At 42.2% G+C, this 24,963-nt stretch carries 20 protein-coding genes; 6 read left to right on the forward strand and 14 right to left on the reverse strand.

The genetic code is table 11. The features are described from left to right. Positions 1 to 77: 77 nt before the first annotated feature. The 3 genes from rpoB to rpsT form a co-directional block, all read right to left on the reverse strand. Complete coding sequence (rpoB, locus tag RMY64_RS25100; RefSeq protein WP_322674423.1) at positions 78 to 3,377, reverse strand: DNA-directed RNA polymerase subunit beta; 3,300 nt, start codon at positions 3,375 to 3,377, stop codon at positions 78 to 80. Between the two features lie 902 nt (positions 3,378 to 4,279). Further along, on the reverse strand, positions 4,280 to 5,065 hold the full coding sequence (locus RMY64_RS25105; protein WP_322674422.1) for a TatD family hydrolase: 786 nt from the start codon (positions 5,063 to 5,065) through the stop codon (positions 4,280 to 4,282). 111 nt (positions 5,066 to 5,176) lie between these two features. Continuing rightward, positions 5,177 to 5,473: a 30S ribosomal protein S20 gene (gene rpsT / locus RMY64_RS25110; RefSeq protein WP_322666272.1), complete on the reverse strand. Its 297-nt coding sequence runs from the start codon at positions 5,471 to 5,473 to the stop codon at positions 5,177 to 5,179. Between the two features lie 744 nt (positions 5,474 to 6,217). Here rpsT and hisD point away from each other — a divergent pair. After that, positions 6,218 to 7,516, forward strand: a complete 1,299-nt coding sequence (hisD, locus tag RMY64_RS25115; RefSeq protein WP_322674421.1) for a histidinol dehydrogenase — start codon at positions 6,218 to 6,220, stop codon at positions 7,514 to 7,516. A gap of 365 nt (positions 7,517 to 7,881) precedes the next feature. Beyond that, complete coding sequence (locus RMY64_RS25120; protein ID WP_322674420.1) at positions 7,882 to 8,307, forward strand: universal stress protein; 426 nt, start codon at positions 7,882 to 7,884, stop codon at positions 8,305 to 8,307. A gap of 113 nt (positions 8,308 to 8,420) precedes the next feature. Here RMY64_RS25120 and RMY64_RS25125 read toward each other — a convergent pair whose 3' ends face one another. The 4 genes from RMY64_RS25125 to RMY64_RS25140 form a co-directional block, all read right to left on the reverse strand. Then, positions 8,421 to 10,565 carry a peptidase domain-containing ABC transporter gene (locus tag RMY64_RS25125; RefSeq protein WP_322701424.1) on the reverse strand — a complete coding sequence of 715 codons (2,145 nt, stop codon included), beginning with the start codon at positions 10,563 to 10,565 and terminating at the stop codon, positions 8,421 to 8,423. A 214-nt stretch (positions 10,566 to 10,779) separates the two neighbouring features. After that, positions 10,780 to 10,947, reverse strand: a complete 168-nt coding sequence (locus RMY64_RS25130) for a hypothetical protein (RefSeq protein WP_322674419.1) — start codon at positions 10,945 to 10,947, stop codon at positions 10,780 to 10,782. A 75-nt stretch (positions 10,948 to 11,022) separates the two neighbouring features. Continuing rightward, complete coding sequence (locus RMY64_RS25135; RefSeq protein WP_322674418.1) at positions 11,023 to 11,199, reverse strand: hypothetical protein; 177 nt, start codon at positions 11,197 to 11,199, stop codon at positions 11,023 to 11,025. 94 nt (positions 11,200 to 11,293) lie between these two features. Then, entirely contained in the window at positions 11,294 to 11,476 is a 183-nt protein-coding gene (locus tag RMY64_RS25140) for a hypothetical protein (RefSeq protein WP_322674417.1), read from the reverse strand. A 245-nt stretch (positions 11,477 to 11,721) separates the two neighbouring features. On the opposite strand from RMY64_RS25140, the gene RMY64_RS25145 reads away from it, so the two are divergent. Both RMY64_RS25145 and RMY64_RS25150 read left to right on the forward strand, forming a co-directional pair. Then, on the forward strand, positions 11,722 to 12,372 hold the full coding sequence (locus tag RMY64_RS25145) for a biotin/lipoyl-binding protein (protein ID WP_322674416.1): 651 nt from the start codon (positions 11,722 to 11,724) through the stop codon (positions 12,370 to 12,372). Between the two features lie 20 nt (positions 12,373 to 12,392). Then, a complete protein-coding gene (locus RMY64_RS25150) occupies positions 12,393 to 12,896 on the forward strand; it encodes a hypothetical protein (RefSeq protein ID WP_322674415.1) in 504 nt (167 codons plus the stop codon). Positions 12,897 to 12,955: 59 nt separating this feature from the next. On the opposite strand, the gene RMY64_RS25155 is transcribed toward RMY64_RS25150, so the two are convergent. Next, on the reverse strand, positions 12,956 to 13,342 hold the full coding sequence (locus tag RMY64_RS25155) for a hypothetical protein (protein WP_322701432.1): 387 nt from the start codon (positions 13,340 to 13,342) through the stop codon (positions 12,956 to 12,958). A 240-nt stretch (positions 13,343 to 13,582) separates the two neighbouring features. On the opposite strand from RMY64_RS25155, the gene hslO reads away from it, so the two are divergent. Further along, the gene (gene hslO, locus RMY64_RS25160; RefSeq protein ID WP_322674432.1) at positions 13,583 to 14,482 is read left to right on the forward strand and encodes an Hsp33 family molecular chaperone HslO; all 900 of its coding nucleotides are present in this window, start codon (positions 13,583 to 13,585) and stop codon (positions 14,480 to 14,482) included. A gap of 160 nt (positions 14,483 to 14,642) precedes the next feature. Further along, positions 14,643 to 16,718 carry a chromosome segregation ATPase gene (locus RMY64_RS25165; RefSeq protein ID WP_322674414.1) on the forward strand — a complete coding sequence of 692 codons (2,076 nt, stop codon included), beginning with the start codon at positions 14,643 to 14,645 and terminating at the stop codon, positions 16,716 to 16,718. Between the two features lie 357 nt (positions 16,719 to 17,075). On the opposite strand, the gene RMY64_RS25170 is transcribed toward RMY64_RS25165, so the two are convergent. From RMY64_RS25170 to dxs, 6 genes are all read right to left on the reverse strand, one after another. After that, positions 17,076 to 17,954, reverse strand: a complete 879-nt coding sequence (locus tag RMY64_RS25170) for an NAD(P)-dependent oxidoreductase (protein ID WP_322674413.1) — start codon at positions 17,952 to 17,954, stop codon at positions 17,076 to 17,078. A gap of 424 nt (positions 17,955 to 18,378) precedes the next feature. Next, on the reverse strand, positions 18,379 to 19,587 hold the full coding sequence (locus RMY64_RS25175) for a class I SAM-dependent methyltransferase (protein WP_322674412.1): 1,209 nt from the start codon (positions 19,585 to 19,587) through the stop codon (positions 18,379 to 18,381). A 129-nt stretch (positions 19,588 to 19,716) separates the two neighbouring features. Then, positions 19,717 to 20,037: a DUF5615 family PIN-like protein gene (locus RMY64_RS25180; RefSeq protein WP_322701425.1), complete on the reverse strand. Its 321-nt coding sequence runs from the start codon at positions 20,035 to 20,037 to the stop codon at positions 19,717 to 19,719. A gap of 86 nt (positions 20,038 to 20,123) precedes the next feature. After that, entirely contained in the window at positions 20,124 to 20,513 is a 390-nt protein-coding gene (locus RMY64_RS25185) for a VOC family protein (RefSeq protein WP_322674410.1), read from the reverse strand. Between the two features lie 81 nt (positions 20,514 to 20,594). Further along, positions 20,595 to 21,128 (reverse strand): GAF domain-containing protein, encoded by a 534-nt coding sequence (locus RMY64_RS25190; protein WP_322701426.1) that lies wholly within the window; start codon positions 21,126 to 21,128, stop codon positions 20,595 to 20,597. A gap of 1,416 nt (positions 21,129 to 22,544) precedes the next feature. After that, positions 22,545 to 24,452, reverse strand: coding sequence for a 1-deoxy-D-xylulose-5-phosphate synthase (dxs, locus tag RMY64_RS25195; RefSeq protein WP_322701427.1), 1,908 nt, complete (start codon positions 24,450 to 24,452; stop codon positions 22,545 to 22,547). Between the last annotated feature and the right edge of the window lie 511 nt (positions 24,453 to 24,963).

The raw sequence follows: 24,963 nt of genomic DNA on the forward strand, positions 1-24,963 counted from the left end.
TCATTAGTCATTGGTCATTGGTCATTAGTCCTTAGTCTTTTGCTAATGACAAAGAACTAAGGACTAATGACTATTGATTATTCGTCGTCTTCTAGCGATTCGCGAGAAAGAGATTCATAAGTTGGTCGAGGAGGTGTACGACGGGCTGATTGGTCTGCCATCAAATCGACTTCCACATCTAGGGAACTGCCGTCTGCTTGAGTTTCTACCTTGTGTACGGCAATATCTAACCCCAATGATTGCAGCTCACGCATTAGCACCTTAAAGGATTCTGGAGTTCCAGGTCGAGGAATTGCCTTACCTTTAACGATCGCATTTAACGCTTCATTCCGTCCTTGCATATCGTCAGATTTAACTGTGAGCAATTCCTGTAAGGTGTAAGCTGCACCAAAGGCTTCCAATGCCCACACTTCCATTTCTCCAAACCTCTGACCACCTTGTTGTGCTTTACCACCCAAGGGTTGCTGAGTCACCAGTGAGTATGGGCCTGTAGAACGGGCGTGGATCTTATCATCCACCAAATGCACCAGTTTCAGCATATAAGCCACACCAATGGTAATTGCTCGGTCAAAGGGTTCACCTGTACGACCGTCATACACCATGATTTTGCCTGGGTTATCTGGGTTATATACCCAGTCTTTCCCTGTTTCGTCTCGTGCTTCTTGCAATTTGCCATGTACGATTCGGCGAGATGACTCTTCCCCATACATTTCATCAAAGGGAGTAATCTTAAATCGCACTCCCAAGGTTTGACCAGCCCAACCCAACAGGCATTCAAATACTTGTCCGACGTTCATCCGACTGGGTACGCCCAAGGGGTTGAGTACAATGTCCACTGGTGAACCATCGGGCAAATAAGGCATATCTTCTGCCGGTAATATCCGAGAAATAATCCCTTTATTACCGTGGCGTCCTGCCATTTTGTCACCAACTTGGATTTTACGTTTTTGAGCTACATACACCCGGACTACCATATTGGCTCCTGGTGGCAGTTCATCGCCTTGTTCGCGAGTAAACAAGCGCACATCAACTACGCGGCCTTTTTCACCGTTTGGTACTCGCAGAGAATTGTCTCGCACATCCCGTGCTTTCTCACCAAAGATGGCACGTAACAGTTTTTCTTCTGGCGGTTGGTCAGATTCACCTTTTGGTGTGACTTTTCCTACCAAGATATCACCAGCTTCTACCCATGCCCCAATGCGAATGATTCCCTGTTCATCCAACTGGCGCAAGGCATCTTCCCCGACGTTGGGAATTTCTCTGGTAATTTCTTCTGGCCCCAGTTTGGTTTGTCTAGCTTCAATTTCATATTTTTCAATGTGAATTGAGGTGTAAACATCATCCTGCACCAGTCTTTCAGAGATTAAAATTGCATCTTCGTAGTTGTACCCTTCCCAAGGCATATAGGCAACGACGATATTTTGTCCTAGCGCCAATTCACCACCTTCAGTGGAGGAGCCATCAGCCAATACCTGACCAGCAACAACCCGTTCACCAATGCGGACGAGAGGTTTCTGATTTAAACAGGTGTCTTGGTTGGAACGTTGATACTTGGAAAGGATGTATTTAATTTCGGGGGTGTTAGGTTTAGGACGGACGCGAATTTCTGTAGCATCTACATAAGTAACATCGCCATCGGTGCGCGATACAATCACCATCCCAGAGTCTCTTGCTCCTTGGGCTTCCAAACCAGTACCCACCAAAGGACGCTCTGGTTTGAGTAGGGGGACTGCTTGCCGTTGCATGTTCGATCCCATCAGCGCTCGGTTAGCGTCATCATGCTCCAAGAAAGGAATCATGCTGGTTGCTACCGACACAATCTGTACGGGAGATACTGCTACGTAGTCCACCTGTTCTGGTGTTGTGGTGGAAAATTCTTGGCGATACCGGACTGGTACTTGTGGACCAATAATGTGCCCAGTTTCATCTACAGGAATGTCTCCAGGAGCAACCCGTAGGTCGTCTTCTTCATCGGCTGTCATGTAGGCTGGAGGTAGATCAAATCTAACTCGCCCATTTTCTACAGGTCTAAATGGTGTTTCTAAGAAGCCGTACAGATTTACCCTTGCATGGGTTGCCAAAGAGCCAATCAATCCGGCGTTTGGACCTTCTGGTGTCTCAATGGGGCAAATGCGTCCATAGTGACTAGGATGTATATCTCGCACTGCAAATCCAGCGCGTTCGCGCGTTAAACCACCAGGACCAAGGGCACTCAAACGGCGTTTGTGGGTCAGTTCCGCCAGAGGATTGGTTTGATCCATGAACTGACTTAACTGACTGGAACCAAAGAATTCTTTAATTGCTGCTACCAATGGTTTGGGGTTCACCAAGGAAGCGGGAGTTAGCACTTCAGCATCGGATACCGTCATCCGCTCCCGAATGATTCTTTCTAAGCGGTTTAACCCTACCCGCACTTGGTTTTGGAGCAATTCACCGACGCTTCTCACCCGGCGATTACCTAAATGGTCAATGTCGTCAATATTACCTATATCATATTCTAGGTTGATTAGGTAATCTACAGCTGCCAAGATATCGCCAGGAGTTAACACGCGCATTGTGTCGGGAACAGAAAGGCGCAATTTCTTGTTGAGTTTGTACCGTCCAACGCGACCAAGGTCATAACGTTTTGGGTCAAAGAAACGAGAATCTAGGAGTTGTTGTCCACCTAATACTGTGGGTGGTTCACCAGGACGCAGTTTCCGATATAACTCCATCAGGGCTTCTTCTTCAGAAAACTGCCCTTCTTTTTCGATGGTTTTTTGGAAATACTCTGGATGGCGTAAGGCATCAAAGATTTCGTTGTCTGATAACCCTAAAGCTTTTAGTAGTACCTGCGCTGATAGTTTGCGGGTTTTGTCAATCCGTACCCACACCAAATCGTTACGGTCTGTTTCAAATTTCAGCCATGCACCCCGGTTGGGAATTAAGCTAGCTGAATAAGTACGCCGCCCGTTTTTGTCGATTTCTGATTTGTAATAAACCCCTGGCGATCGCACTATTTGGTTGACAATTACCCGCTCGGCTCCGTTAATAATAAACGTGCCGCGATCGGTCATTAAAGGCAAATCACCAATGAATACCTCTTGCTCTTTGATTTCCCCGGTTTCCTTATTAATCAACCGTGTGGGAACATACATTTGCACAGCATAAGTACTATCCCGCCGTTTGGCTTCTTCGACGCTGTACTTTGGCTCCTTGAGTTTGTAGTTATGACCCAAAAAGTGCAGTTCTAATTTACCCGTATAATCTGTAATAGGACTAAAGGAGTTCAGTTCTTCTATCAGCCCTTCTTCTAAAAACCAGCGAAAACTTGAGCGCTGGATTTCAATCAAGTCGGGCAATAGAAAGGCGGGTTCCATATATGTTTCTTTAGTCATGCCTCTTCCTTTGTCAACCTGGTACAATTTTCCCTTGGACACTGCTTTTTGACGCTTCCCACTGCTAGCCAGTGTCCTTAGCTGTTTGGGAACTTTTTCTTAGACACTTGTAATTTATGGGTGTAGACTCCAGCGATTAAATCTGGCTGGAATGAGCAATTTTGACAAGGAAGCAATCACCCCTAATAGGGACTAAGTAATAGGTACTCGGTACTATGAAATCGGGGGAAAACTTGCTGAAAGTCTTTTCCTCCTGCATCTCATACCGAATGACGCCAGTTGCTTGTCTAGCCGCAGACGCTATGCATAGCTTACTTCCTCGAAGCGGTACAAGTTGCCAAAGCCACTCAAAGCACTGGCTTCCCAATGCCCATTTCAAAAAGAATATCCAGTTAAAATATTCCTGAATTTGATTTACTTTCTTCACTTCCCCTCCAAAAAGCGCGTTAATTTGCTGACGCAGCTCTACACAGTGTGTTTGAAATCCACCCCGCTGTTGATACTCTCAGTGATATTCTTAGATATCCTAAGACTGAGGGAACGATCCGCACCTTGTCGATTTTGAATCAGAATAACTTCATTTTGCTGGATTATACTCACAAGGCAATTTTTCTTTAACGATTTTGAATAGGTTCAATACACACTAAACAGATGTTGTGCAAAAGTCTAGCTCAATTTAGGTTGGTACGGTTAGTAATGCCTGGAGAGCATCCACTTGTAGAGATTTTGAGGATGGGCAAGCCATAACAGTATGGAAAATTTAAGATGAAAAGTTTTATGCTCCTTCCTCTATTATTATGGCGCAAGCAAAATCTTTTTGAGGCAATAATATTAGCATATTTTTGTCCCCCTCTAGGTTTATTTTTTTTAACACAACTTAACAAAAGATACTAGGACACACTTTATATTGACAGACCGAATAATTCACAAGCATTTTGGGTGGTTTGATGAGCGATCGCCTCTACCGTTTCCTGACGCAGTTTAGCTACTTGCTCGGCTACATAAAGTACGTAGGCAGGCTCGTTGCGCCTCTCGCCCCGTTTCGGAACTGGAGCGAGAAATGGGCAGTCTGTTTCAATCAGTAGGCGATCGCTACTCACCATCGCCGCAGAAGATTGGATCGCTTTAGCACTTTTGAATGTCACTGTTCCGCTAAAGCTGATATAAAAGCCTAAATCGAGAAACCATTGAGTTTCTTCAGGTGTTCCTCCCCAGCAATGCATCACACCCCGCACTCTTTCTCCTTTGAGTTGCCGCCATTTTTGCAACACTTCTTTGGTTGCCACCGCAGCATCACGGCAGTGGATAATCACTGGTAAGTTTAGTTCAGATGCGATCGCCAACTGGGACTCAAACACCAGATACTGTTGCTCATAGTTATCAGCTTTGTAAAAATCCAGACCCATTTCCCCAATTGCTACCACTTTTGAGTCAGAACTCGCTAAAGTTTTGATTTTCTCAGCTGTCTCGCTATTCCATTTATCAGCATCTAAAGGATGTAATCCTACAGCAAAACTAATCTCAGGAAACTCTTGGGTTATAGATTGAATACTGGAAAACTCCTCCGGGTGAACACAGGAATGCACTAAACGCACTACACCTGCTTCTTGCCACCGCGATCGCACTATTGCTAAATCCGGCTGAAAACTATCAAAGTTGAGATGTACGTGCGTGTCTATCAGTTGCATCTTTTGTCCTACCCTGCGGGAAGCCGCTGGCGCGTCTATGTTGTTTGTCCTTCGTCATTTGTCGTTTGTTTTGTTACCAATGACTAATGACTAAGGACAAATTACCAATGACTACTCAGCTGTTTGTGTGAGGGGTTTTAGTCTGTGAGCCAATCTGGATTTTTTCCTTGCCCCATTATTTGGGTGAAGAACACCTCGTTTGATCGCCTTATCAATTTTCCCATAAGCCTCGGATAACCGAGCCTGTGCTTCTTGTTTTAATTCTGGGGTAGGATTAGCTGTATAAGCAGCTACAGCATTGAGATATTTTTTCATCAGCGTCTTGACTGCTGATTTGTAAGATTTATTACGCAGTCGGTTACGTTCTGCGATTTGGGCACGCTTAAGAGCAGACTTTGTATTCGCCACAGTCAATTCCAAAAATACGATTATTAATTATGTACACACACTACTAGACTTACTAATATAGCATTCAAATTGCCAATATTATAATTTCCTAAAAAAATTATGGAATTAGGTATTGGTGGGCATGAATGAAGATCGTCATTACATTATTAGTATTAGTTCTATAGTCTATACTCGCCAATTCAGTATTTCGTCAATTGAGGAAATGCGTTAAACTAAAATACATCTAAATAAATTTCACCCTAACCGATTACAACCTGATTAAGCAATGTGATTGCCAATAAATATAATTTGTCCGTAAACCAAATGTATTATTTAGAGGCAGGAACTGTAAAGAGCTAAATCTCAGGGGTTGTCAAGTATAGAACCAATATATCGTGCCTGTACACACATTAATTAGTAAAAGTTAGGGAAATAAGTAAAAATTATACTCCAACCATAAGCCCTGTAAATTCAGAGGATTGGATGTGTAAACATACCATCTGCATCCCCAAGGATTGAGGGAAATGGTGTAACGGGAGTGGGAAATGGCACACCTGCTTCCTACCGCTAGCCAGTCAAGGCTTGTCGGATTGAGCAATTAAGTCGCCTTCTCAAGCAAACTATACGCTGGTAGCCTTGAGAGTATCAAAAAAATCCAGGTTAAGCTAGAGAAGAGAATTAGAGTCAGCTTGCACACCCCAGTGGGTCAAGAGCAATACTAAATCTCAGGTGGCAATATTATAATTTTGGCATTGTCCTTACTCCATGCTGCGAATTATTACTCAGCAGGCAGACGTTAGAGCAGAACTACAACGGATCTGCGATCGCACCCATGACGAACAGGTACTTCACAAAGAAGCGACGGTGCGGGAAATTTTGCAAGCAGTGAAGCGCCAAGGCGACAAAGCTGTATTGCATTACACGGACGAATTTGACAAACAAACCCTGAAAGCAGAAGAACTCAGAGTTACAGGCTCGGAATTGGATGCAGCCTATCAACAGATATCAAAAGAGTTGTTGAATGCAGTTCGGCTAGCTTGCCGCCAAATTGAAGCGTTTCATCGTCAGCGAGTACCAAAAAGCTGGGTACACTTTGGTGACGATGAAGTAGTACTGGGCAAACGCTACACCCCTGTAGACCGAGCCGGGTTGTATGTGCCTGGTGGCCGTGCCGCCTATCCCAGTACAGTGCTAATGAATGCAATTCCGGCTCATGTTGCTGCTGTACCGCACGTGGTGATGGTAACACCACCAGGGCCAGGGGGTGCTATTAACCCAGCAGTCTTGGTAGCTGCCCAAGAAGCAGGGGTGCAAGAAATTTATCGTATTGGGGGCGCACAAGCGATCGCCGCTTTAGCTTATGGTACAGAAACAATTCCAAAAGTGGATGTGATTACTGGCCCTGGTAACATTTATGTCACCCTAGCGAAAAAACTTGTCTATGGCATCGTTGGCATTGATTCTTTAGCAGGCCCTAGCGAAGTGCTAGTGATTGCCGATGAAACCGCAAATCCGGTGCATGTAGCTGCTGACTTGCTAGCCCAAGCCGAACACGATCCAATGGCGGCAGCAATTTTGCTGACGACAGATGCGGCTTTGGCGAAAAATGTGCAATTAGCTTTGGAAAGACAGCTAGTCGATCATCCACGGCGAATAGATACAGAAAAAGCGATCGCTCACTACGGTTTGATTATCCTTGTGGAATCGCTCCAAGCCGCAGCAGAACTCTCAAATGAATTTGCCCCCGAACACCTGGAATTAGAAGTCAAAGACCCTTGGGCACTTTTACCACAGATTCGCCACGCTGGGGCAATCTTTTTGGGTTACTCAACACCAGAAGCTGTAGGAGACTATTTGGCAGGTCCTAATCATACCTTGCCAACTTCTGGTGCTGCCCGCTTTGCTTCGGCATTGGGTGTTGAAACTTTCCTTAAACATTCTAGTATTATTCAATACTCCCAAACCGCACTGCAAAATGTGGCTGGTGCCATAGATGTGCTAGCAACAGCAGAAGGTTTACCTTCTCATGCTGATTCAGTCCGACGCCGAATTCAGCAAGAATAGTGATTTGGAATGCTTAATTTTTTATCATAACTGGAAGTTTGGATAACGATACCTACGGTAAGCTACGCTAAAGCACACCATTTGCTATCCTACCTTCAGCTATTTTTTAAGCACGAGTGGGGCATTGCCGACAGTAGTTGCTGGGAGAGGGTTTTCCTCTCTCAAAAACTCGTGAAAAGCTTCTCCAGAAAAGTTGCTACAACCCGTTCGTATGATGAAAGTGGCGTAAAACTAGCTGACCTATGGCGTAGCCTCAAATATCTAAACTTAAGTTGTCAAATAAAAAATTAGTTTAGTGTCACTGCCGACTAATTTTGCTAGATACTTATGTATGTAAGGGGTCTACTCTTTAGGAGACGAGAGCAGTGCTAAATAGTGTTTTGGTAGCTCTGGATGGTTCGGATATTTCAGAACGAGTAATTCAAGCTTTAGATAGTTTGGTGTTTTCAAAAGACGCCAAGGTTATTCTGTGTCATGTGTTTCTCACCCCAGAGTCAGAAATGGAACTACCTGCCGATCGCCCTCAGCCAGAGTCCCCAACGTTTTCTTATTTTCATATTGAAAAGCAACTGCAATTATATCAGGAAAAGTTATCAGCCAGAAGTGAGTTAGAGTTAGTAACTGGCGATCCCGCTGAAGAAATTATTCGTCTTGCCAATATTTATAAAACTGACTTGATCGTAATTGGCAGTCGGGGCTTGATGGGGATGAAACGAATTGTTCAGGGTTCTGTTAGCAGTCAAGTTGTAGAAGAGGCTAATTGTTCAGTGTTAGTCGTCAAACCAAGGTAAAAATTTAAAAGGGGAAGCATGATTATAGCCACCCCAAAACTAGCCTTTGAAGAATACCTGAAATATGATGATGGCACTGATATACGCTTTGATGGCTGAAGATTAAAAGTAATTTAAGGATTTAAAAAATCTAAATGCTCACCTGGTTGGTGGCGTAACTTCTTTAGAGACGCTTGTATTTTCAATTTACCTTGATCTAACAGTACAATCCAATCAGCCCGATTGATGACTCTAGGGCGGTGGCTGATCAGAATTGTGGTTTTGCCTTGACGGTAAAAGAGCAGCTTATCTAAAACCTCTGCTTCACTCACAGGGTCGAGTCCCGCAGTTGATTCATCTAAAATCAAAACTGGTGGTTTGTTTACTATAGCGCGTGCGATCGCCAGTCGTTGCCTTTGCCCGCCAGAGATATTCGCGCCAAATTCACCTAAAACGGTTTGATATTTATCGGGTAGCTTGCTGATAAAATCATCAGCCCCCGCAATTTGACAAGCGGTAACAATTTCCTCAAAAGTGACGTGAGGCGAACCTAAACGGAAGTTTTCCAAAATTGACCGACTCCAAAAGTGTGCTTCTTGGGGAACCAAAATAACCTGTTGACGGAGACAATCTAAAGAAAGGTCTTGTAGATTATAAATGCCAATACGAATATTACCAGATTGAGGCGGATATAAGCCAGCAATCAGTTTCGACAGCGTACTTTTACCACAGCCGGATTTACCAATGAGGGCGGTAACTTTACCACCAGGAATAGCCACGGAGAAGTCTTCTAAAAGGTCAACTCTACCTGCGTGATGAAAGTTTATATTTGTACAAATTATGTGGGAATTATCAATAATTTTAGCAAAAGGCTTTTTAGTATCTCTTTGATTTTCTGGTGTAGCATCGATGACTTCTGTGAGGCGTTGGGTTGCAGTCTTAGCTCGGATTAATTCATCATTAAACCTTACTAACTCACTGACTAAATTTAGAACATTCTCAACCATACCATTGAAGGCTAATAATTGACCTATACTGATTTCATTGGCAATCACTAAGTTGCTGCCAAACCAAAGCAAGCTGACACTACCAAGAGCGGAAACTAAACCAGAGAAAGTATTGTTAATAATCCCAATTTGCATAGTGCGAAAGGTGAGATTTGCCACTGTGCCAAAGCGACTTTGAAATTCTTCCCAGAATTGAGGCGCTGCGGTAGTAGTTTTGAGTGTGAGTGCGCCTTTAAAACTTTCCACAAGAACGCCTTGATTTTCTGCCTCTGATGCGAACAAATTACGAGTTTTTTGTCGTAGTGTGGGCTGAAAAACTAATGTAGATAGCATCATTAGAGGAAGTATTAGGAGAGAAATAATGGTGAGCTTCCAACTATAAAAAATCATGAAACCTAGAGAAACAAAGGCAATAAATATACTTGCAGGAAGTGAGCTAATTACTTGTGAAACTAATTGATTAATTTCTTGAATATCTCGTAATCTACTGACAATCTCACCACTACGGCGTGATTCATAATATGAAAGCGGTAAGTGCAGAATTTGTCGTCCAAATTCTAGAATTAAACCTAATTCTAAGCGTTGAGCAAAGTGAGCAATCAAGTTAGATTGCACTAATCTGAGGCTACTGCTAACAATATTCATTACTACAACAGCAATAACTACAGCATTTAGTAATTTGATATCACCTCTGACTAACACATCGTCAGTAAGAATTTGAATAAGAAATGGGGAAGCCAAAGAGAGTAAACCCAAAACTAAAGCATAAAGCAAGGCTTGAGCAATAATGCCTCTATAAGGTAAAACTCGCTGAATAAATTGTCCAAAGCCGCTAATTTTATCTTCAGGTTGGACAAAAAAGCGAGTTGCATCAGGCTCTAATAAAAGTATTACCCAGTTCGTCCAAGCCTCGGCTAACTCTTTTTTGGAAAGATAACGAACGCCTACGGCTGGATCGGCAATTACATATTTTCCGCTTTTTTGACCATACAAAACAACCCAGTGATACCCCATCCAGTGAATGATTGCTGGTAATGGTGCTTCATTCATTCTATTGAGTATTTCAGGTGATGCTTTAACTGTGTGAGCATTTAATCCCAGTATTTCTGCTCCTTGTCTTAAACCTAATAATGTAGTTCCTTGTTGTCCAGTTCCTACTGCTTCGCGGATACAATTAATGTTGAGATTACGTTTATAATGTTTGGCAATAGTAGCAAGACAAGCAGCACCACAATCTTCTTCGCTATGTTGTAAAACATTTGGATAATTCATTAAACATACTCTTATATCACGAAAAAATAGCTTCATATATGTTGTTTAAAAAAAAGTTTTTATCAACATATATAAAAAATAACAAATTAGATTAAAAAAGGCTCCTGTAAAAATACAGGAGCCTTTTTTAAATTGAGTCAAAAAAGTCAATTATTGCTATTTATTTTGATAGTTGATTTGACTTGTACTTTTAATCATATAAATAGCCCTGTATTTATTCATATTTTGACTTTTGAAAAATATTGGGATTTAGTTTATAATTTTCCTTCAATATTTTATTCAAAAAATTAACAAAGTTAGTAAAAAAGCCACCACCGTTAACTTTTGCTGCCTCTTCAGCAGTGATTTCTGTGAAAAGTTGTTTTTTAGTAATAAATTGCATTTTTTCTCCTTTTTTTTGGTGATACTTTAATTTTTTAGGAGTCTATATGAATCCTAAAAAATTAACTAAAGCATCTTAACGCCAGGGTCTAAACCTATAATAATTTACAACAGTCTGTACTGCTTTATTTGTTTCGTTAATTCTATCGTTAATCCAATTAGTCATTGGCTGAAAAAAATTACCTCCATTTATATTCGCAGCTTCTTCAGCAGTGATTTCGGTAAAAAGTTTTTGATTAGTAGTAGGTTGCATTTTGGAATCTCCTTGTTGAGTAATTAGGAATGATTTAGAGTAAAAATAAATTGTTGATTAAGTAATCATCAGACTTTAAAGTTTTTGGTGGGATTTACTTTCTATTAAAGAAGTTCTTGACACTATCAAATGCCTCCCAGACTGAAACGGCTGTCCAAACCCATCTACCAGCTTTCCAGATAAGTTTCATTACAGTTACCCAGCCGCCACCATTAATAGCAGCAGCTTCTTCAGCAGAGATTTCGGTGAAAAGTAGTTCATTAGTCTTAGATTGCATTTTCGAAAACTCCTTGTTGGATAATTGGAAATAATTGTTCTTCACAAACTATCGTTAAACTTAGCCTCAGCAATTTGTTTGCCTATATCCAATTTATGCAATTGTAAAAAAATACACCAGTAGTTACGCTGAAATCAATAATGATTTAAACCCACGATATCTTCATTAAATTCGCGGTTTTCATGAATTAGGGTTGAATTGCTAAGGTACAGGGAACTATAAAAGACAAGTAATATTAAGCACTCATGATTAGCGACCCTAATTCAGACTTTCTCCGCCCAGTTAAAAGCGATGAATTCCTTCCCCCCATTAGTCTTTGGACAACTCTGGGTGGGCTATTTCTAGTCAGCACTTTTGGTATAGCTGTTATTCTTGCCGCCCTCACCAAGTACAACGTCACAGTTAAAGCCGCCGCTACTGTCAGACCCTACGGTGAAATACGGATAGTACAAGCGAGGATGGAGGGAACTGTTAAAAATATCTTGGTGAAAGAGAATCAAGTAGTGAAAAAAGGAGATGCGATCGCCTACATTGACTCTTCTCAACTCCAAACTAAAAAAAGCCAACTCATCGGGAATATTCAACAAAACCAACAGCAACTGGCTCAACTCAATGCCCAAATTCGCGCTTTAGATGGGCAAATTGCAGCTGAAACTGACCGCAGCGATCGCACTGTTGCTTCAGCCAAAGCAGATATGAATCGCACCCAACGCGACTATCAAGATAGAAAAGTCACCGCTAATAGCGATGTTCAAGAAGCTGAAGCTAATATTAAAATTGCCGAAGATGAATTGCAAAAAGCGCAAACCGATTTACAATCAGCCCAAGCAAATACTAAAGCTACTGAGGCAACATTAAAAGCAGCTATTGTCAAGCGCGATCGCTATAAAACATAGCCCAATCTGGCTCGATTTCTTTGAATCAACTAGAAGAAGCCCAACTAGCGGTTGATCAACAACAACAATCCCTGGAGTCGCAAACATCTGCTGTAGAAAGCCAAAAACAAGTGATTGAGCGACAACAGCGATCTGTAGAAGCAGCGAGCGCTCGAAAAAATCGGGCTTTAGCGGTAGTGAATCCGAGTAATGCAGTGTTAGCAATCGCAACAGAGAAAATAGCTGAAGAACGTGCTACAGGAGAAGTCAGTTTAGCAAGATTGAACCAAGAAAAAAAGAGTCTGCTTCTGCGTGAAATTGAGATTTACTCATCAATCAACAACGCTCAAAAAGACCTAAAACAAGTATTGACAGAACTGCAAAAAAGTGTGATTCGTACCTCGGAAGCTGGTACTATTCTAAAACTAGAATTAAGAAATACTGGGCAAGTTGTGAGGACTGGGGATGCGATCGACATTATTTTTCAAGAAGAGACTGTTCTAACATTTGTTTTGAGAAAAGCAAGGCTACTTACAGATTTTTAGGCTGGTTGATAAAACACATAGAGACAAGGAAAATCCCCTTGTCCCTACATTTAGTCAATTCAACGTTCTTGAGTTGCTAAAAACTGACGCAAGCTCAACAAGCTGAGTGTTTGACCCAAATTCAAGGGCAAAATTGAAACTCCTTCCAAGCGGGACTGTACCCAACCTTCTCCCCAGTACCATTCGTGGAACCCGTCAATGCCTCCGCTGAGTAGTAAGCGAAGGCAATTGTATTTGACAACCTTTACTTGATGATGAATCGCGATTGGCCCAGTCCAGGTTGTAAACTGGAATCCGGGAAGTAGTTCTTCTGGCATTCCTGGCGCAAAACGTTGTCCTAAAAGCCATTTTTTTAGTTGCACGGGATGCAGCAGACTATCACGAATTGCATCTGTTGATGCTTCAATTTCAATCCGTAGTTGGCTTTGTTGAAAATTACCCAGCATTTTTCTTGGATTACCTAAAGATAAGACATCGCTATTTCTAATATTGCAAATAGTTTTTGTCATTAGTTATCAGTCCTACCCTGCGGGAAGCCGCTAGCGCGTCTATGTCCTTTGCAAATAACTAATGACCAATGACCAATGACAGCCGTTTATTTGCGTAACACCCGACTACGTTACTTTTCTTGCAGCAGAGAACTTAGAATAGAAAAAGTGAACTTGTTAAGAAATGTAAGGTTATTCATGGCGGATCAGTTAATTCGTGCAACAGCAGCCGAAGGTGGAATTCGTGCCGTAGGTGCGATCGCCACACGTTTAACAGAAGAAGCACGGCAGCGCCACAAGCTTTCTTATGTGGCAACGGCAGCACTGGGTCGGACTATGACAGCGGGCTTGTTAATGGCCTCTAGTATGAAGCGGACTGGATCGAGGGTAAATGTTCGGGTGAAGGGCGATGGGCCTTTGGGTGGCATATTAGTAGACGCAGGTTTAGATGGTACAGTACGCGGATATGTCGGCAATCCATCTATAGAATTGCCTCCTAATGCTAAAGGTAAATTAGATGTTGGTGGTGCTGTGGGTGGCGGCTACCTCTACGTTGTGCGGGATATCGGTCGTGGTTATCCTTACTCTAGTACGGTAGAACTAGTTTCTGGCGAAATTGGTGATGATATAGCTCATTATCTGGTGAATTCTGAACAAACACCTTCGGCTTTAGTTTTAGGTGTCTTTGTGGGAGCAGCGGGAGTAACTGCTGCTGGAGGATTACTGATACAAGTATTGCCCAAAGCCGCTAGAGACGAAGCCTTAGTAGACACATTGGAATCACGGGTTGCTAGTTTAGCAGGATTTACGCCATTGTTGCAAGCTGGCAAGACGTTACCTGAAATCTTTGATGACTTATTGGGAGATATGGGGTTGGAAATCTTTTCCGAACGCCAAATGTTGCGCTTCCACTGTGGTTGCTCTTTCGATCGCGTTTTGGGGGCACTAAAGATTTTGGGAGAAGCTGAACTGCAAGATATGATTATCAAGGATGATGGTGCCGAAGCAACTTGCGACTTTTGCGGCAACGTCTACCAGGCAAGTAGCGATCAGTTAGCTCAACTAATTTCCGATTTGCAAGCCGAATCTGCTGTTTGAGGATAAAGTATAAAATAGCACTGATTTTTGAGATTGATAATGGTACTCTGTGGAGAGAGATAATCAAAAAAGTAGCTTTTTAATGACGAGAAAGTTACTATGTCAACAATGGAATTATCAACCTAAAACAGAGCGCTATTCAATTATTTTGGTGTGAGAGATGACAGAGCGGGATATTCCAGACAGTTGGTCTTCAGCCAGTGGAAGAGAGCCAGATCAAAGCAAAAGATTATCCCGAACAGAACAATTCGGTGAAACTCAGCCATTTGATGTCCCAGCTACTGGTTCTACCTCCAAGTCAGTGAAGCGGCGAAAAAAAAACCATAAGAAAGGATTACCTATAAATAGTAATTCAGAGGAAACTGCCCAACTCAATAGTACTTCTGGAAAATGGCCACGCTGGATGAAAAGCTGGACATTGTGGCTAGTACTACTAATGTTGATTCCCAGCAGTGTCGGATTCTTGGCAATGGCAATGCTGCTAAAGTTGCCATCTGCCCCTAATTGCCCTTCGATTTTCTGGCCGCTAGCTAGTGCTTCTGTGCGGCTACATTGCGCTCAGTTAGCGGCTTCTAAGCAAACAGTGAACGACCTATTACAAGCGATCGCTCTGGTGAAGCAACTACCACAAAATCACCCGTTGCATGGAGAAATCGATCGTTTCATCGAAGAATGGTCGCGGGATATTTTGAAGCTAGCCGATCAAAGTTTCCAAACTGGTAATTTAGAGGAAGCGATCGCGACTGCTCGTAAAATACCCGAAGATGTAGCAGCTTATAAATTAGTCGATGAACAAGTTGACAAATGGCAGTCAATTTGGTCAAAGGCTGAAGCCACATACAATGGTGCGATCGCCGAAGTAAAGGAACGGCGCTGGCAATCAGCGTTCATGTTATCCGCTAAAATGCTGCGCGTAGACAACCAGTACTGGGCGGGTACTAAATACGACCAATTGAATCGTCTGATTGCTACAGCACGGGAAGATGGCGATAAGTTAGGAAAAGCCGAAAGTTTAGCAAACAGTAAAGTAGTTGATAACATCCTAGAAGCGATCAAGTTAGCCGAGTCCATTGGGCAAGAAAGTTATATTTATCAAAAAGCTCAGGAAGCGGTTCCGGCATTTGGACGCAAAATGCTGGAATTGGCACAGGCGAAACTAGATAAAAAGGATGCGGATGAAGCGCTAAATATTGCTAGGCAAATACCGGAAAGTACGAAACTACAAGGCGAAACTGATGATTTTATTGCCATAGCTGACGCAAAAAGAAGTGCTTGGCTCGGTAATGTTTCTGGTTTAGAGGCAGCGATCGCTCAAGCACAACAAATCGATCCTTCCAGACCAGTGTATAACGAAGCACAGCAACTAATTGCTCGTTGGCAGTTGGAAATTGAAGATGTTGCCCATTTGGAAAAAGCAAGAATATTGGCTAGCCAGGGAACAGTCCCTAATTTAAACGCAGCGATCGCCCAAGTACAGCTTATTCCTGCTAGTAACCCTAGAGGCGCAGAAGCTAGACAAGAAATAGGTCGCTGGAATGCCCAAGTGGAGACAATTGAAGACCAACCTTACTTAGACCGCGCCGAACAGATTGCAATATTCGAGGATATTAACTCCTTGCAAGCTGCGATCGCCCAGGCCAGCGAAATTCGTCGAGGTCGTGCATTATATCCAGAAGCACGCAAAAAAATTCGTACTTGGGCAGGAAAGATTGAGCGAATTCAAGATCAGCCTTACTTAGATCGAGCACAAGAACTGGCCCAGAGTGGCAATCTCACCGCCGCCATTAGCACAGCTCAACAAATAGCTTCATCGGGAAGGGCGCTTTCACAAGAAGCACAAGCTGCGATCGATGACTGGGAAGGGCAAATTCGCACTAGAGAAAACTGGAGAAAAGCCCAAGAAGTGGGAGCCGCTGGTACTCCAGAAGCCTTGGTTGAGGCAATACGACTGGCGGATCGAGTTTCAAACAATAGCATCTTACGTATGGATGCAAATCAGGCTATTGACCAATGGAGTCAGCAATTGTTAGAAATAGCACGCACTCAAGGTCAGTCTGATATTGCTAGAGGCATTGACATTGCCAAATCGATTCCACGCGGTAGTGCTGCTTATAGTGCAGCGCAAGAGCAAATTAAGACTTGGCAGGATTTTCTCAATCCTCAACCTGAACCTCAGCCTTCGTCTGCGCCTGAATCTCTACCATTTCCTCGCTCAACTACTATTAATGGTCAGTGATCGTCTATTAATCCAAGTTGCGGGTTATCAAATTGTAAGTTTTTTGCATCTGTCGATTCATGCGATGCCTGCGGTGGTCACTGAGCTTTGTCGTTCGCGCAGCGTCTCGCAGAGAAGTGCGGGCTACGCCTACGCGCACCACAAGTTGGGGTTGCACTACGCACAACCCTAACTTCGACTTAATCAAAAAGACAATTACTGAATCGGTTTAGAGTATCATAATTTGCTCATTCAATAAATGCTTATTGAACAGTAAATGCAAAAATTAATGCTTCAAGCTTGAGTAAAAACCCTTTATACGTGGCTGTTAACGCCTAGTTTCCCCTGCTTTCAGGCGTGACATGAAGCTTAAATTCTTTATTCCCCGATCGCTTCTCCCCATTCTTTAATGACTGAAAATAGTGATGAGTAATCATCATCAGCAAATGACATTTTTACAGCTGTTTGCAAGATTTGCCGCACTCCTTTAATACTGCTGAGATCCAAACTCCGAGATTTCGCTTCCGAGATAAATAATTCCGTATCTTTAAGCAAGTGTTTTGTGGGAAAATTGGGATCGGCATAATTGCCATCTAACATCCGTTGTAGCTTTTTGTCAAAGGTAGCTGCGTAGAGGGGACTGTCGCGCAAGATTTGCATAAACACATCTACATCGACACCTTGACGCTGGACAAAAGCTAGACTCAAAGCAAAGCTAGTTGTTAGAGAAGCTATTAATTGATTTAGTGCCAATTTAAGCGCCGCCGCAGATCCCACTGGCCCGATAAGTAAAGGTTCTGTCCCAAAATTTTGGAGTAACTTCAAGTGGCGTTCGTATTGTTCTGGCTCGGCCCCTACCATAACACTCAACTTGCCAGCTTTTGCTTCTGGGATACTCCCTAATACGGGCGCTTCTAAGTACTCACCACCACCCCCAACAACTGCATCTCTAATTTCCTGGCTTTCTGTGGGCGTAATTGTTCCCATTTGGATAATCGTGCGCCCTTCCAGAGTTTGCCAAGCAGTATCTGAAAGCAACACATTGTAAATAGCTGGAGCATTAGTCAGCATAAGAATTACGCACTCAGCAGCACGAATGGCATGGCGGGGATGTGTAGCAATTTCAGCCCCAGCTGCTTGTAGTGATGCTAATTTTTCTGGGGTACGATTGTAGGCAACTAGCTGTATATCTGCGGCTAATAACCTTTGAGCCATTGGTAGTCCCATCAGTCCAGTTCCCAGAAATGCCACCTTCATTTTTTACGTTCCTTTAGTACAGCGTCACCGTAAGCGTTGCGTAAAGCTTTTGGCATAGCAACTCTTAAAGAGGCTGCGCCAACGCTTAGAGCGAGTCATTGAGCGTTATAGCCCATCGTGAACATCGCATTGTTTGATTCAAATTTAGTTGGGAAGTAGTTATTTGAAATTTAAAATACAATCCTAAATCCCAGTTTTCTTACTTCCTGACTCTGGCAATCAACCACCGGCAGCAAAAGTTAACATAATTATCACTGACAGTAATATACCAGGGGTAAGTAGTGTTACTAGCATTAACAGGTCATGAGTGGACATAATTATTACTTTGGTAGTGTGTTTAACTTTACAGTAATCACTGTTATGCTAGTCTAAATAAGACTGATACTGCATTCTTAAATAGAGTCTTAACTTTTCAAATTTACACTTACTCTGGCAGAATCAATCCTTTTAATGGTTGAGAAATTTCTGTATTGTCCAGACCTTTGCTCTGAATTAAAACTCCAAAACCGCCGAGTCCTGTGGGGTCTATAAGTTGGTGTAGTGCATCCCGATGCTGTAGTAGCTGCGAAAGAGGTTGCTTTTGCTGGGAAAGGGCTGCAATCCGATCGCCTAACCCCAATGCCATCAAAAATAATCCCTGCTGAATAAAACCAACTTTCTTTAAATTACACTTCTGGCCCCAGCGTTCCAAAGCTGTAAAGTCAACGTGGGCAGTTATATCTTGTCGCCCAATATTAATATAAGGGTTGTCATGGAAGCGGTGGTGATAATAGCACTGTAACGTTCCTTGCGATCGCCTGGGATTGTAGTAACGGCTGGCGGGGTAGCCATAATCAATTGTTAACACATAGCCGCGCTGCAAGCGGTCTGCTACTATACTCAACCAGTCACCAGCCGCTAAATTAATTTCACTACGGTAGCCATCGGGATATGCACTTTGGGTAAAGTTCATTTCCACTAAGTTTAAATATTCAGCTAGTTGGGGCGTTGAAGGTTCCCCTGTGACTTCTATAAATGATGGGTATGGGGCATGGGGCATGGGGCATGGGGCATTGGTTTCTTTCTCATTCTTATCTGTAGTTACATAAATTTCTCGGAGTTCGCCTGTTTCTAGGATGAATTGATGCACGGGGAAAGCATCTACTAACTCGTTAGAGAAAAAGCAACCAGCGATCGCATTTGGTGGTATCTCCTCTAAATTACACCAACGCACAGGGAAATCTTGCAAGCGTTGCTGCTGTTCTTGTCTTAAAGTTGGAGACTTTTCAACAATTATGTACTCTAGGGCGGTAAAAAAATCTGGGTAGTGTAGCTGATGATATTTAAGGATATGCAATGCAAGCAATCCTTGACCTGCTCCCATTTCTACCAGAGAAAAGGGTACAGGTTTTCCTAAAATCTCCCACATTTGCAAAAATTGTTCTGCGAGTAACTCGCCAAAGTCAGAACAGAGATTGGGAGAGGTAAAAAAATCACTATCTTTAAAGCCTATTTTGACTGCATCGCTGGAATAGTAGCCGTATTCAGGGTGGTATAATGCCATATCCATGAATTGGGCAAAAGTAATTCGTTTTTGAGGATTGGTGGTAATGTGATTGGCGATCGCTGCACACAGCAAAGCATTGGAATCCATAAAATTTCAAATTTTAGATTGGGGACTACAAAAAACAAATGCTTATCAACGACGACAGGCTACGCCAACGTCAGTCAAATTAATCGCCTCCAATCGTTAACGCAAAGGCAAGAACCGGACTTATCCTTCCTATTCTCCTTCTAAGCTACATTCATCTAGCAATAAAATTTCTGCGATCGCTAAACCAACCCAAACACGACGACCGATCTCAAATAAACCAGGCATTGCCAAGCCTGCTTGTAATCGTTCATAAGCAAAAGTTATCATCGTCGCGACACCATGAGTTAGGACTACACGCCTGTTTTGCACTGCCCATTCTAATACAGTTGGATCGTCTGCTTCAGTCAATCCAACATCCTGAACACGGACAATATCAATATTACAGTTACGACGCAGAACGCCACGAATAACCTGATTGTTAAAGTTTTCATCAGCCAAGAAACGCAGCATCGTAATTTACCCTTGTGGGTTGCGTCTTGCTAAAAGGCGATCGCGCTGCCCATAGCCATCTAGATCGATAGAAGGCAATTTGCTACTTAGGCACTCACCAACGACACCAGCACACCATTGGGATCGCGGACACGAGCAATTGTTTGTCCCCCAGGCTGGGTTTTAGGAGCATCTAGTGTTTTTGCACCAGCACCGATCGCTCTCATATAAGCACTGCCAACATCAGGAGTAATAAATGATATCTGGATTGAAGCCGGTGGTTGTGTAGCGTGGTTGGGATGGCAGCCACCAGGAAATAACTTCTGTGCTTCGTTACTAGAGGAGAAAGCTAGTGTTGTGTTTCCGGTTTCGATTTCGGCCCAGAGAGACTGCCCCTTTTCCAAAAGAGTGCGACGAACTAAACCAAAAGCTTTTTCGTAAAACTCAACCGTCTTAACTACATCGTCTACCCAGATGACCGTGTAACCAAATTTCACAGTTCTTTCTCCTTATTAGAAAAATCAGTGCTAGCAAATATCTCTGCTACTTAACTGTAGGCGATTTGAATACACAGTTACTTAACTCTCCAGAATATTACGATCTGTTGCTATTTGTGCCCCTATTTGGATCATTTCTATATCTGATGGCGACCAATAATGAGGCCCTTGACAGTGATGTGCTACTAGTAATCCCCATAATCCTTTAGGGATGACAATTGGTGCAACCAAGTTGGCACGAACCTGCATACTGCGGAGAAAATCTCGGTGACAAGCCTCGATTGGCTTTAATTCAATATCAGCGATCGCTTTTATCCGTCCTGCTAAGTATAAAGCAGCATACTCGTTGTTAAAACAATCATCTGGGCCAGTGGAACCCAGTATTGAGAATTCTTTAGAACTCAAAGATTCAAAAGTCACCTGTCCTTGCCACTGACTGTAAAAATAATACAATACCACTCGATCGACCTGAAGTAATTCTCTGAGTTGATTAGTTGTTTGCCGCACTAACTCATCACGTTGCATTGTTTTAACAAGGCGATCGAGCAAATTTTGTAAACCCTGTTCGCGGTGATCGCAGCTATGATTAAATTTTGAGTGAGAATGAATTTGCACGGTTCTAAAATTACTACTAAGTAAATGCTACCGGATTTATATATAGTAATTTATTAGACTTTATTTAAATACATTGTTGTATTTATAGCAGTAATGCCATTTTAACGGAACATAATACTATTCAAGCTCTGCGGTGAATTTCAAATAAATTATAAAGAAATTCAATTGTTTTAATTTGCACCCCAAAAATTTAAAATTATAAATTTAAAGTTAAAGTTAAAGTTTTTTAAATTTCCAAAAAATATGCTGAGTATTTATATTCAGAAAATAAATCTGTGGCTATAAAAATTAAGTCTGCGCTAGCAGACTTTAATAAACCCTCTTTATACGAGTTAAATTTTTACCCATGCTTTTTATACTTTATAAATCCCTGATATTTAATTAAGCTGATAAATTATACGGAAAAGTTATAAATTTCTCTAAATGTTGGCTTGATTTGTACAGCCGTAATTTTGAATTATCAGGTAGATTTGCTGATTACTTTACCAAAATGCCTAATTGCTTTACAAAAATGCCCGTTTGCTTTCTCAAAATACTGAAATGCTTTCTCAAAAGAAGCTTTGACTTACTCAAAAGAAGCTTTTGCTTTCTCATTTTGGTGTTTTCCGCAAGTCAAATCAGCTTTTACTTATTCAAACTCCAGTTTGCTTTCTCATTTTGGTGTTTTCCGCAAGCAAAAGTAGCTTTTGCTTTCTCAAACCCCAGTTTGCTTTCTCATTTTGGTGTTTTCCGCAAGTCAAATCAGCTTTTACTTTCTCAAACCCCAGTTTGCTTTCTTATTTCAGTATTTTCCAGAAGCAAAAGTCAACTTAGAGCCAAAGCAAATAGAATTCGCAGTTATACAAAGCAAGTCTACTTTTACTGCGGAATGCTACGCGAACGTAGACTAAAGAACAATTGAGGCTTTGAAATTCACAAAGGTGGGTTTTGTCTGTGTAGATGCCGTTTCTAACCGCCCTTTAGAGCTTCTGCAATAAGTCGAGTATTTTGTTGTTCACAAATGATTTAGGATTTCTAAATGGTATAGCAATAAACTGATGACAGAAGAACTGGAAAGAGCAGACAATGTTTGTGGGTTTCTCGTAAAATCGGTAGCAATGATAAATCAATATTGTCAAAAATCCGGGGCATTATTTAAAACTCTATAAATATTCGTACATCTGTTATATATGTAAAAATTTTTTCCAGGTAGGGGCAATTCATGAATTGCCCCTACCGTAAAATCAGCTATTGTTTGCGTCTGGATAAAACAAGGTGGGGAAAGATTTGATGTTCAATCCCCAGACACAGAAAACGATGTAATTATCAAATTATTGCAATTGGTGAAGAGTGAGTAGAAATAGCGATCGCTAATATTCTCACAAAAATAACCCCTATAACAGGGGTTATTTTTAGATAATACTATTGATCAGTAAACTAAACCACAGCAGATAGTTGCCGTTTAAAGAAAGCTTGCAATACTCTCTCTGCTATTTGATGACTAGTTAAACCTAGTTCTGTCTTAGATTCATTGGGTTCAGCGTGATCTACCAATACATCTGGTACACCAAATCGCTTGACAGGAACGAGAATATCTGCATCTAGTAAAGCCTCGGCGATCGCACTACCAAAGCCACCCATTACACAGCCTTCTTCTAAGGTGACAACGCGGCCGATTTTCTTCGCTAAAGGTAAAATCAACTCTGTATCCAACGGCTTAACGAAACGGGCATTAATTACAGTTGCTTCAATACCGTGTTCGCTGAGAATTTCCGCAGCTTGCATTCCTGGATAGACCATTGTGCCATAAGCAACAATTAACACATCATCGCCTGTACGCAGAATCTCACCTTTGCCGATTTCCAAAGGTTCCCAGCCTTCCTCCATCAAGGGAACGCCGTAGCCATTGCCACGAGGGTAGCGCATTGCGATCGGGCCACTGGTATGATTAACGCCAGTTACTACCATGCTTTGCAGTTCTGCCTCATCTTTGGGGGCCATGATTACCATGTTAGGAATGCAACGCAGATAGGCAATATCATACATACCTTGATGGGTGGGGCCATCAGATCCGACGATTCCCGCCCGATCCAAGCAGAAGAATACTGGCAGGTTTTGGATGCAGACATCATGAATTATCTGATCGTAGGCGCGTTGCAAGAAGGTGGAATAAATAGCTGCGACAGGGCGCATTCCTTCGCTTGCAAGTCCTGCTGCTAGGGTAATTGCGTGTTGTTCCGCAATGCCGACATCAACATATTGATTCGGCAATTTTGCTTGAAGTTTATCTAAACCCGTCCCTGTTGCCATAGCCGCAGTAATACCGACGATTTTCGGGTTTTGTTCGGCAAGTTTTACCAGAGTGTGAGAAAACACTTTGGCATAAGCCGGGGGTTTGGGTTTATTAGAAGGAATGGCTTTGCCAGTTGCGACGTTGAAGGGGCTTTGAGCGTGGTAGCCAACTTGATCTAGTTCGGCAATTTCATAACCTTTGCCTTTTACTGTTGCTACATGTACCAAAACTGGGCCTGGTATCTGATGTGCTTGTTGGAAGGTGGCAATCAATTCTTCGAGATTATGCCCATCCACTGGCCCAATGTAGGTAAAGCCGAGTTCTTCAAAAACTGCACCTACCTTCGGAACAGCCAAACGCTTCATACCTTCTTTGATGCGTCCGAGTTCGGGTGAGAGGGATTCGCCCACGAAGGGGATTTGCTTAAACTGTTCCTCAAGATTATCTTTAATAAATTGCACCGGTTGGCTGAGGCGCATTTTGTTGAGATAGCGGGGAATCGCGCCGACGTTGCGAGATATGGACATGTCGTTGTCATTGAGAACAACCAACAGGTTGGTTTTCGGCATGTGTCCGGCATGGTTGATGGCTTCTAAAGCCATGCCGCCAGTTAGTGCCCCATCCCCAATCACAGCAACGGCTTTAAATTTTTCTCCTTTCAAGTCTCGCGCTAAAGCCATACCCAAAGCTGCTGAAATACTTGTAGAAGCGTGTCCAGCCCCAAAGTGGTCAAACTTGTTTTCACCCCGTTTCAGATAGCCTGCAACTCCGTCCTTTTGTCTGAGGGTGTGGAAGCGATCGTAACGTCCTGTAAGCAGTTTGTGGGGATAAGCCTGGTGTCCTACATCCCAAATCACTTTATCCCGATCTAAGTCCAGTGTTTGGTAAAGTCCTAGTGTTAATTCGACAACACCCAACCCTGGCCCTAAGTGTCCACCATTAACTGCTACTGTTTGAAGATGCTTATCTCGAATCTGACGGGCAATCTGTTGCAGTTGGCGAACAGATAAACCGTGCAACTGATTAGGATGGGTGATTTCGCTCAGATGCATATTATAAGGTTTTCCTCTCTAACTTCGAGTCTCGGTATTTTGATTTTCCCACGGTCGGGTTGTCCACAGAATCAAACTCTTACATTGTTACTAAGTTGTAGTGGAAAGTATAACTTCTTAATTGATGATAGTGAAAAATTTGTTAACCATTAACAATTCGTCAAATAAGATTGCAATCAGTTAAATTTATAACACATTTTTTAGTGGGTAATGCTACTTAATCAAATGCCTGCGATGCGTATATAAAAACAAGTTTTTTAAGAGCAATTTGCGGAAGTTCATTAAGCAGATTACTCAATTTTGCCATATTAAGTTAGTACAAAAGAAAATCAAATATTTTGTTTACAACTATATATTTAGCATAATTGCTAGTAAATATTTAACTAGAGTTTCTACTCTTCTTCGGTGACAGCAGCTAATTTTATCAGCGATCGCTAATTCTTATAACTGTGACAAATATGTATCTAAAGCTACTTAATTACTTTATCTAACTTCATTTATTAGTATATAT

It is taken from the genome of Nostoc sp. DedQUE08, from assembly GCF_034530895.1.
GTDB lineage: Bacteria > Cyanobacteriota > Cyanobacteriia > Cyanobacteriales > Nostocaceae > Nostoc.

Excerpts from the sequence above, each read along its gene's own strand:
- rpoB (WP_322674423.1), bottom strand. The coding sequence starts at position 3,377 with ATGACTAAAGAAACATATATGGAACCCGCCTTTCTATTGCCCGACTTG.
- RMY64_RS25105 (WP_322674422.1), bottom strand. The coding sequence starts at position 5,065 with ATGCAACTGATAGACACGCACGTACATCTCAACTTTGATAGTTTTCAG.
- hisD (WP_322674421.1), top strand. The coding sequence starts at position 6,218 with ATGCTGCGAATTATTACTCAGCAGGCAGACGTTAGAGCAGAACTACAA.
- RMY64_RS25125 (WP_322701424.1), bottom strand. The coding sequence starts at position 10,565 with ATGAATTATCCAAATGTTTTACAACATAGCGAAGAAGATTGTGGTGCT.
- RMY64_RS25130 (WP_322674419.1), bottom strand. The coding sequence starts at position 10,947 with ATGCAATTTATTACTAAAAAACAACTTTTCACAGAAATCACTGCTGAA.
- RMY64_RS25135 (WP_322674418.1), bottom strand. The coding sequence starts at position 11,199 with ATGCAACCTACTACTAATCAAAAACTTTTTACCGAAATCACTGCTGAA.
- RMY64_RS25140 (WP_322674417.1), bottom strand. The coding sequence starts at position 11,476 with ATGCAATCTAAGACTAATGAACTACTTTTCACCGAAATCTCTGCTGAA.
- RMY64_RS25145 (WP_322674416.1), top strand. The coding sequence starts at position 11,722 with ATGATTAGCGACCCTAATTCAGACTTTCTCCGCCCAGTTAAAAGCGAT.
- RMY64_RS25155 (WP_322701432.1), bottom strand. The coding sequence starts at position 13,342 with ATGCTGGGTAATTTTCAACAAAGCCAACTACGGATTGAAATTGAAGCA.
- hslO (WP_322674432.1), top strand. The coding sequence starts at position 13,583 with ATGGCGGATCAGTTAATTCGTGCAACAGCAGCCGAAGGTGGAATTCGT.
- RMY64_RS25165 (WP_322674414.1), top strand. The coding sequence starts at position 14,643 with ATGACAGAGCGGGATATTCCAGACAGTTGGTCTTCAGCCAGTGGAAGA.
- RMY64_RS25170 (WP_322674413.1), bottom strand. The coding sequence starts at position 17,954 with ATGAAGGTGGCATTTCTGGGAACTGGACTGATGGGACTACCAATGGCT.
- RMY64_RS25175 (WP_322674412.1), bottom strand. The coding sequence starts at position 19,587 with ATGGATTCCAATGCTTTGCTGTGTGCAGCGATCGCCAATCACATTACC.
- RMY64_RS25180 (WP_322701425.1), bottom strand. The coding sequence starts at position 20,037 with ATGCTGCGTTTCTTGGCTGATGAAAACTTTAACAATCAGGTTATTCGT.
- dxs (WP_322701427.1), bottom strand. The coding sequence starts at position 24,452 with ATGCATCTGAGCGAAATCACCCATCCTAATCAGTTGCACGGTTTATCT.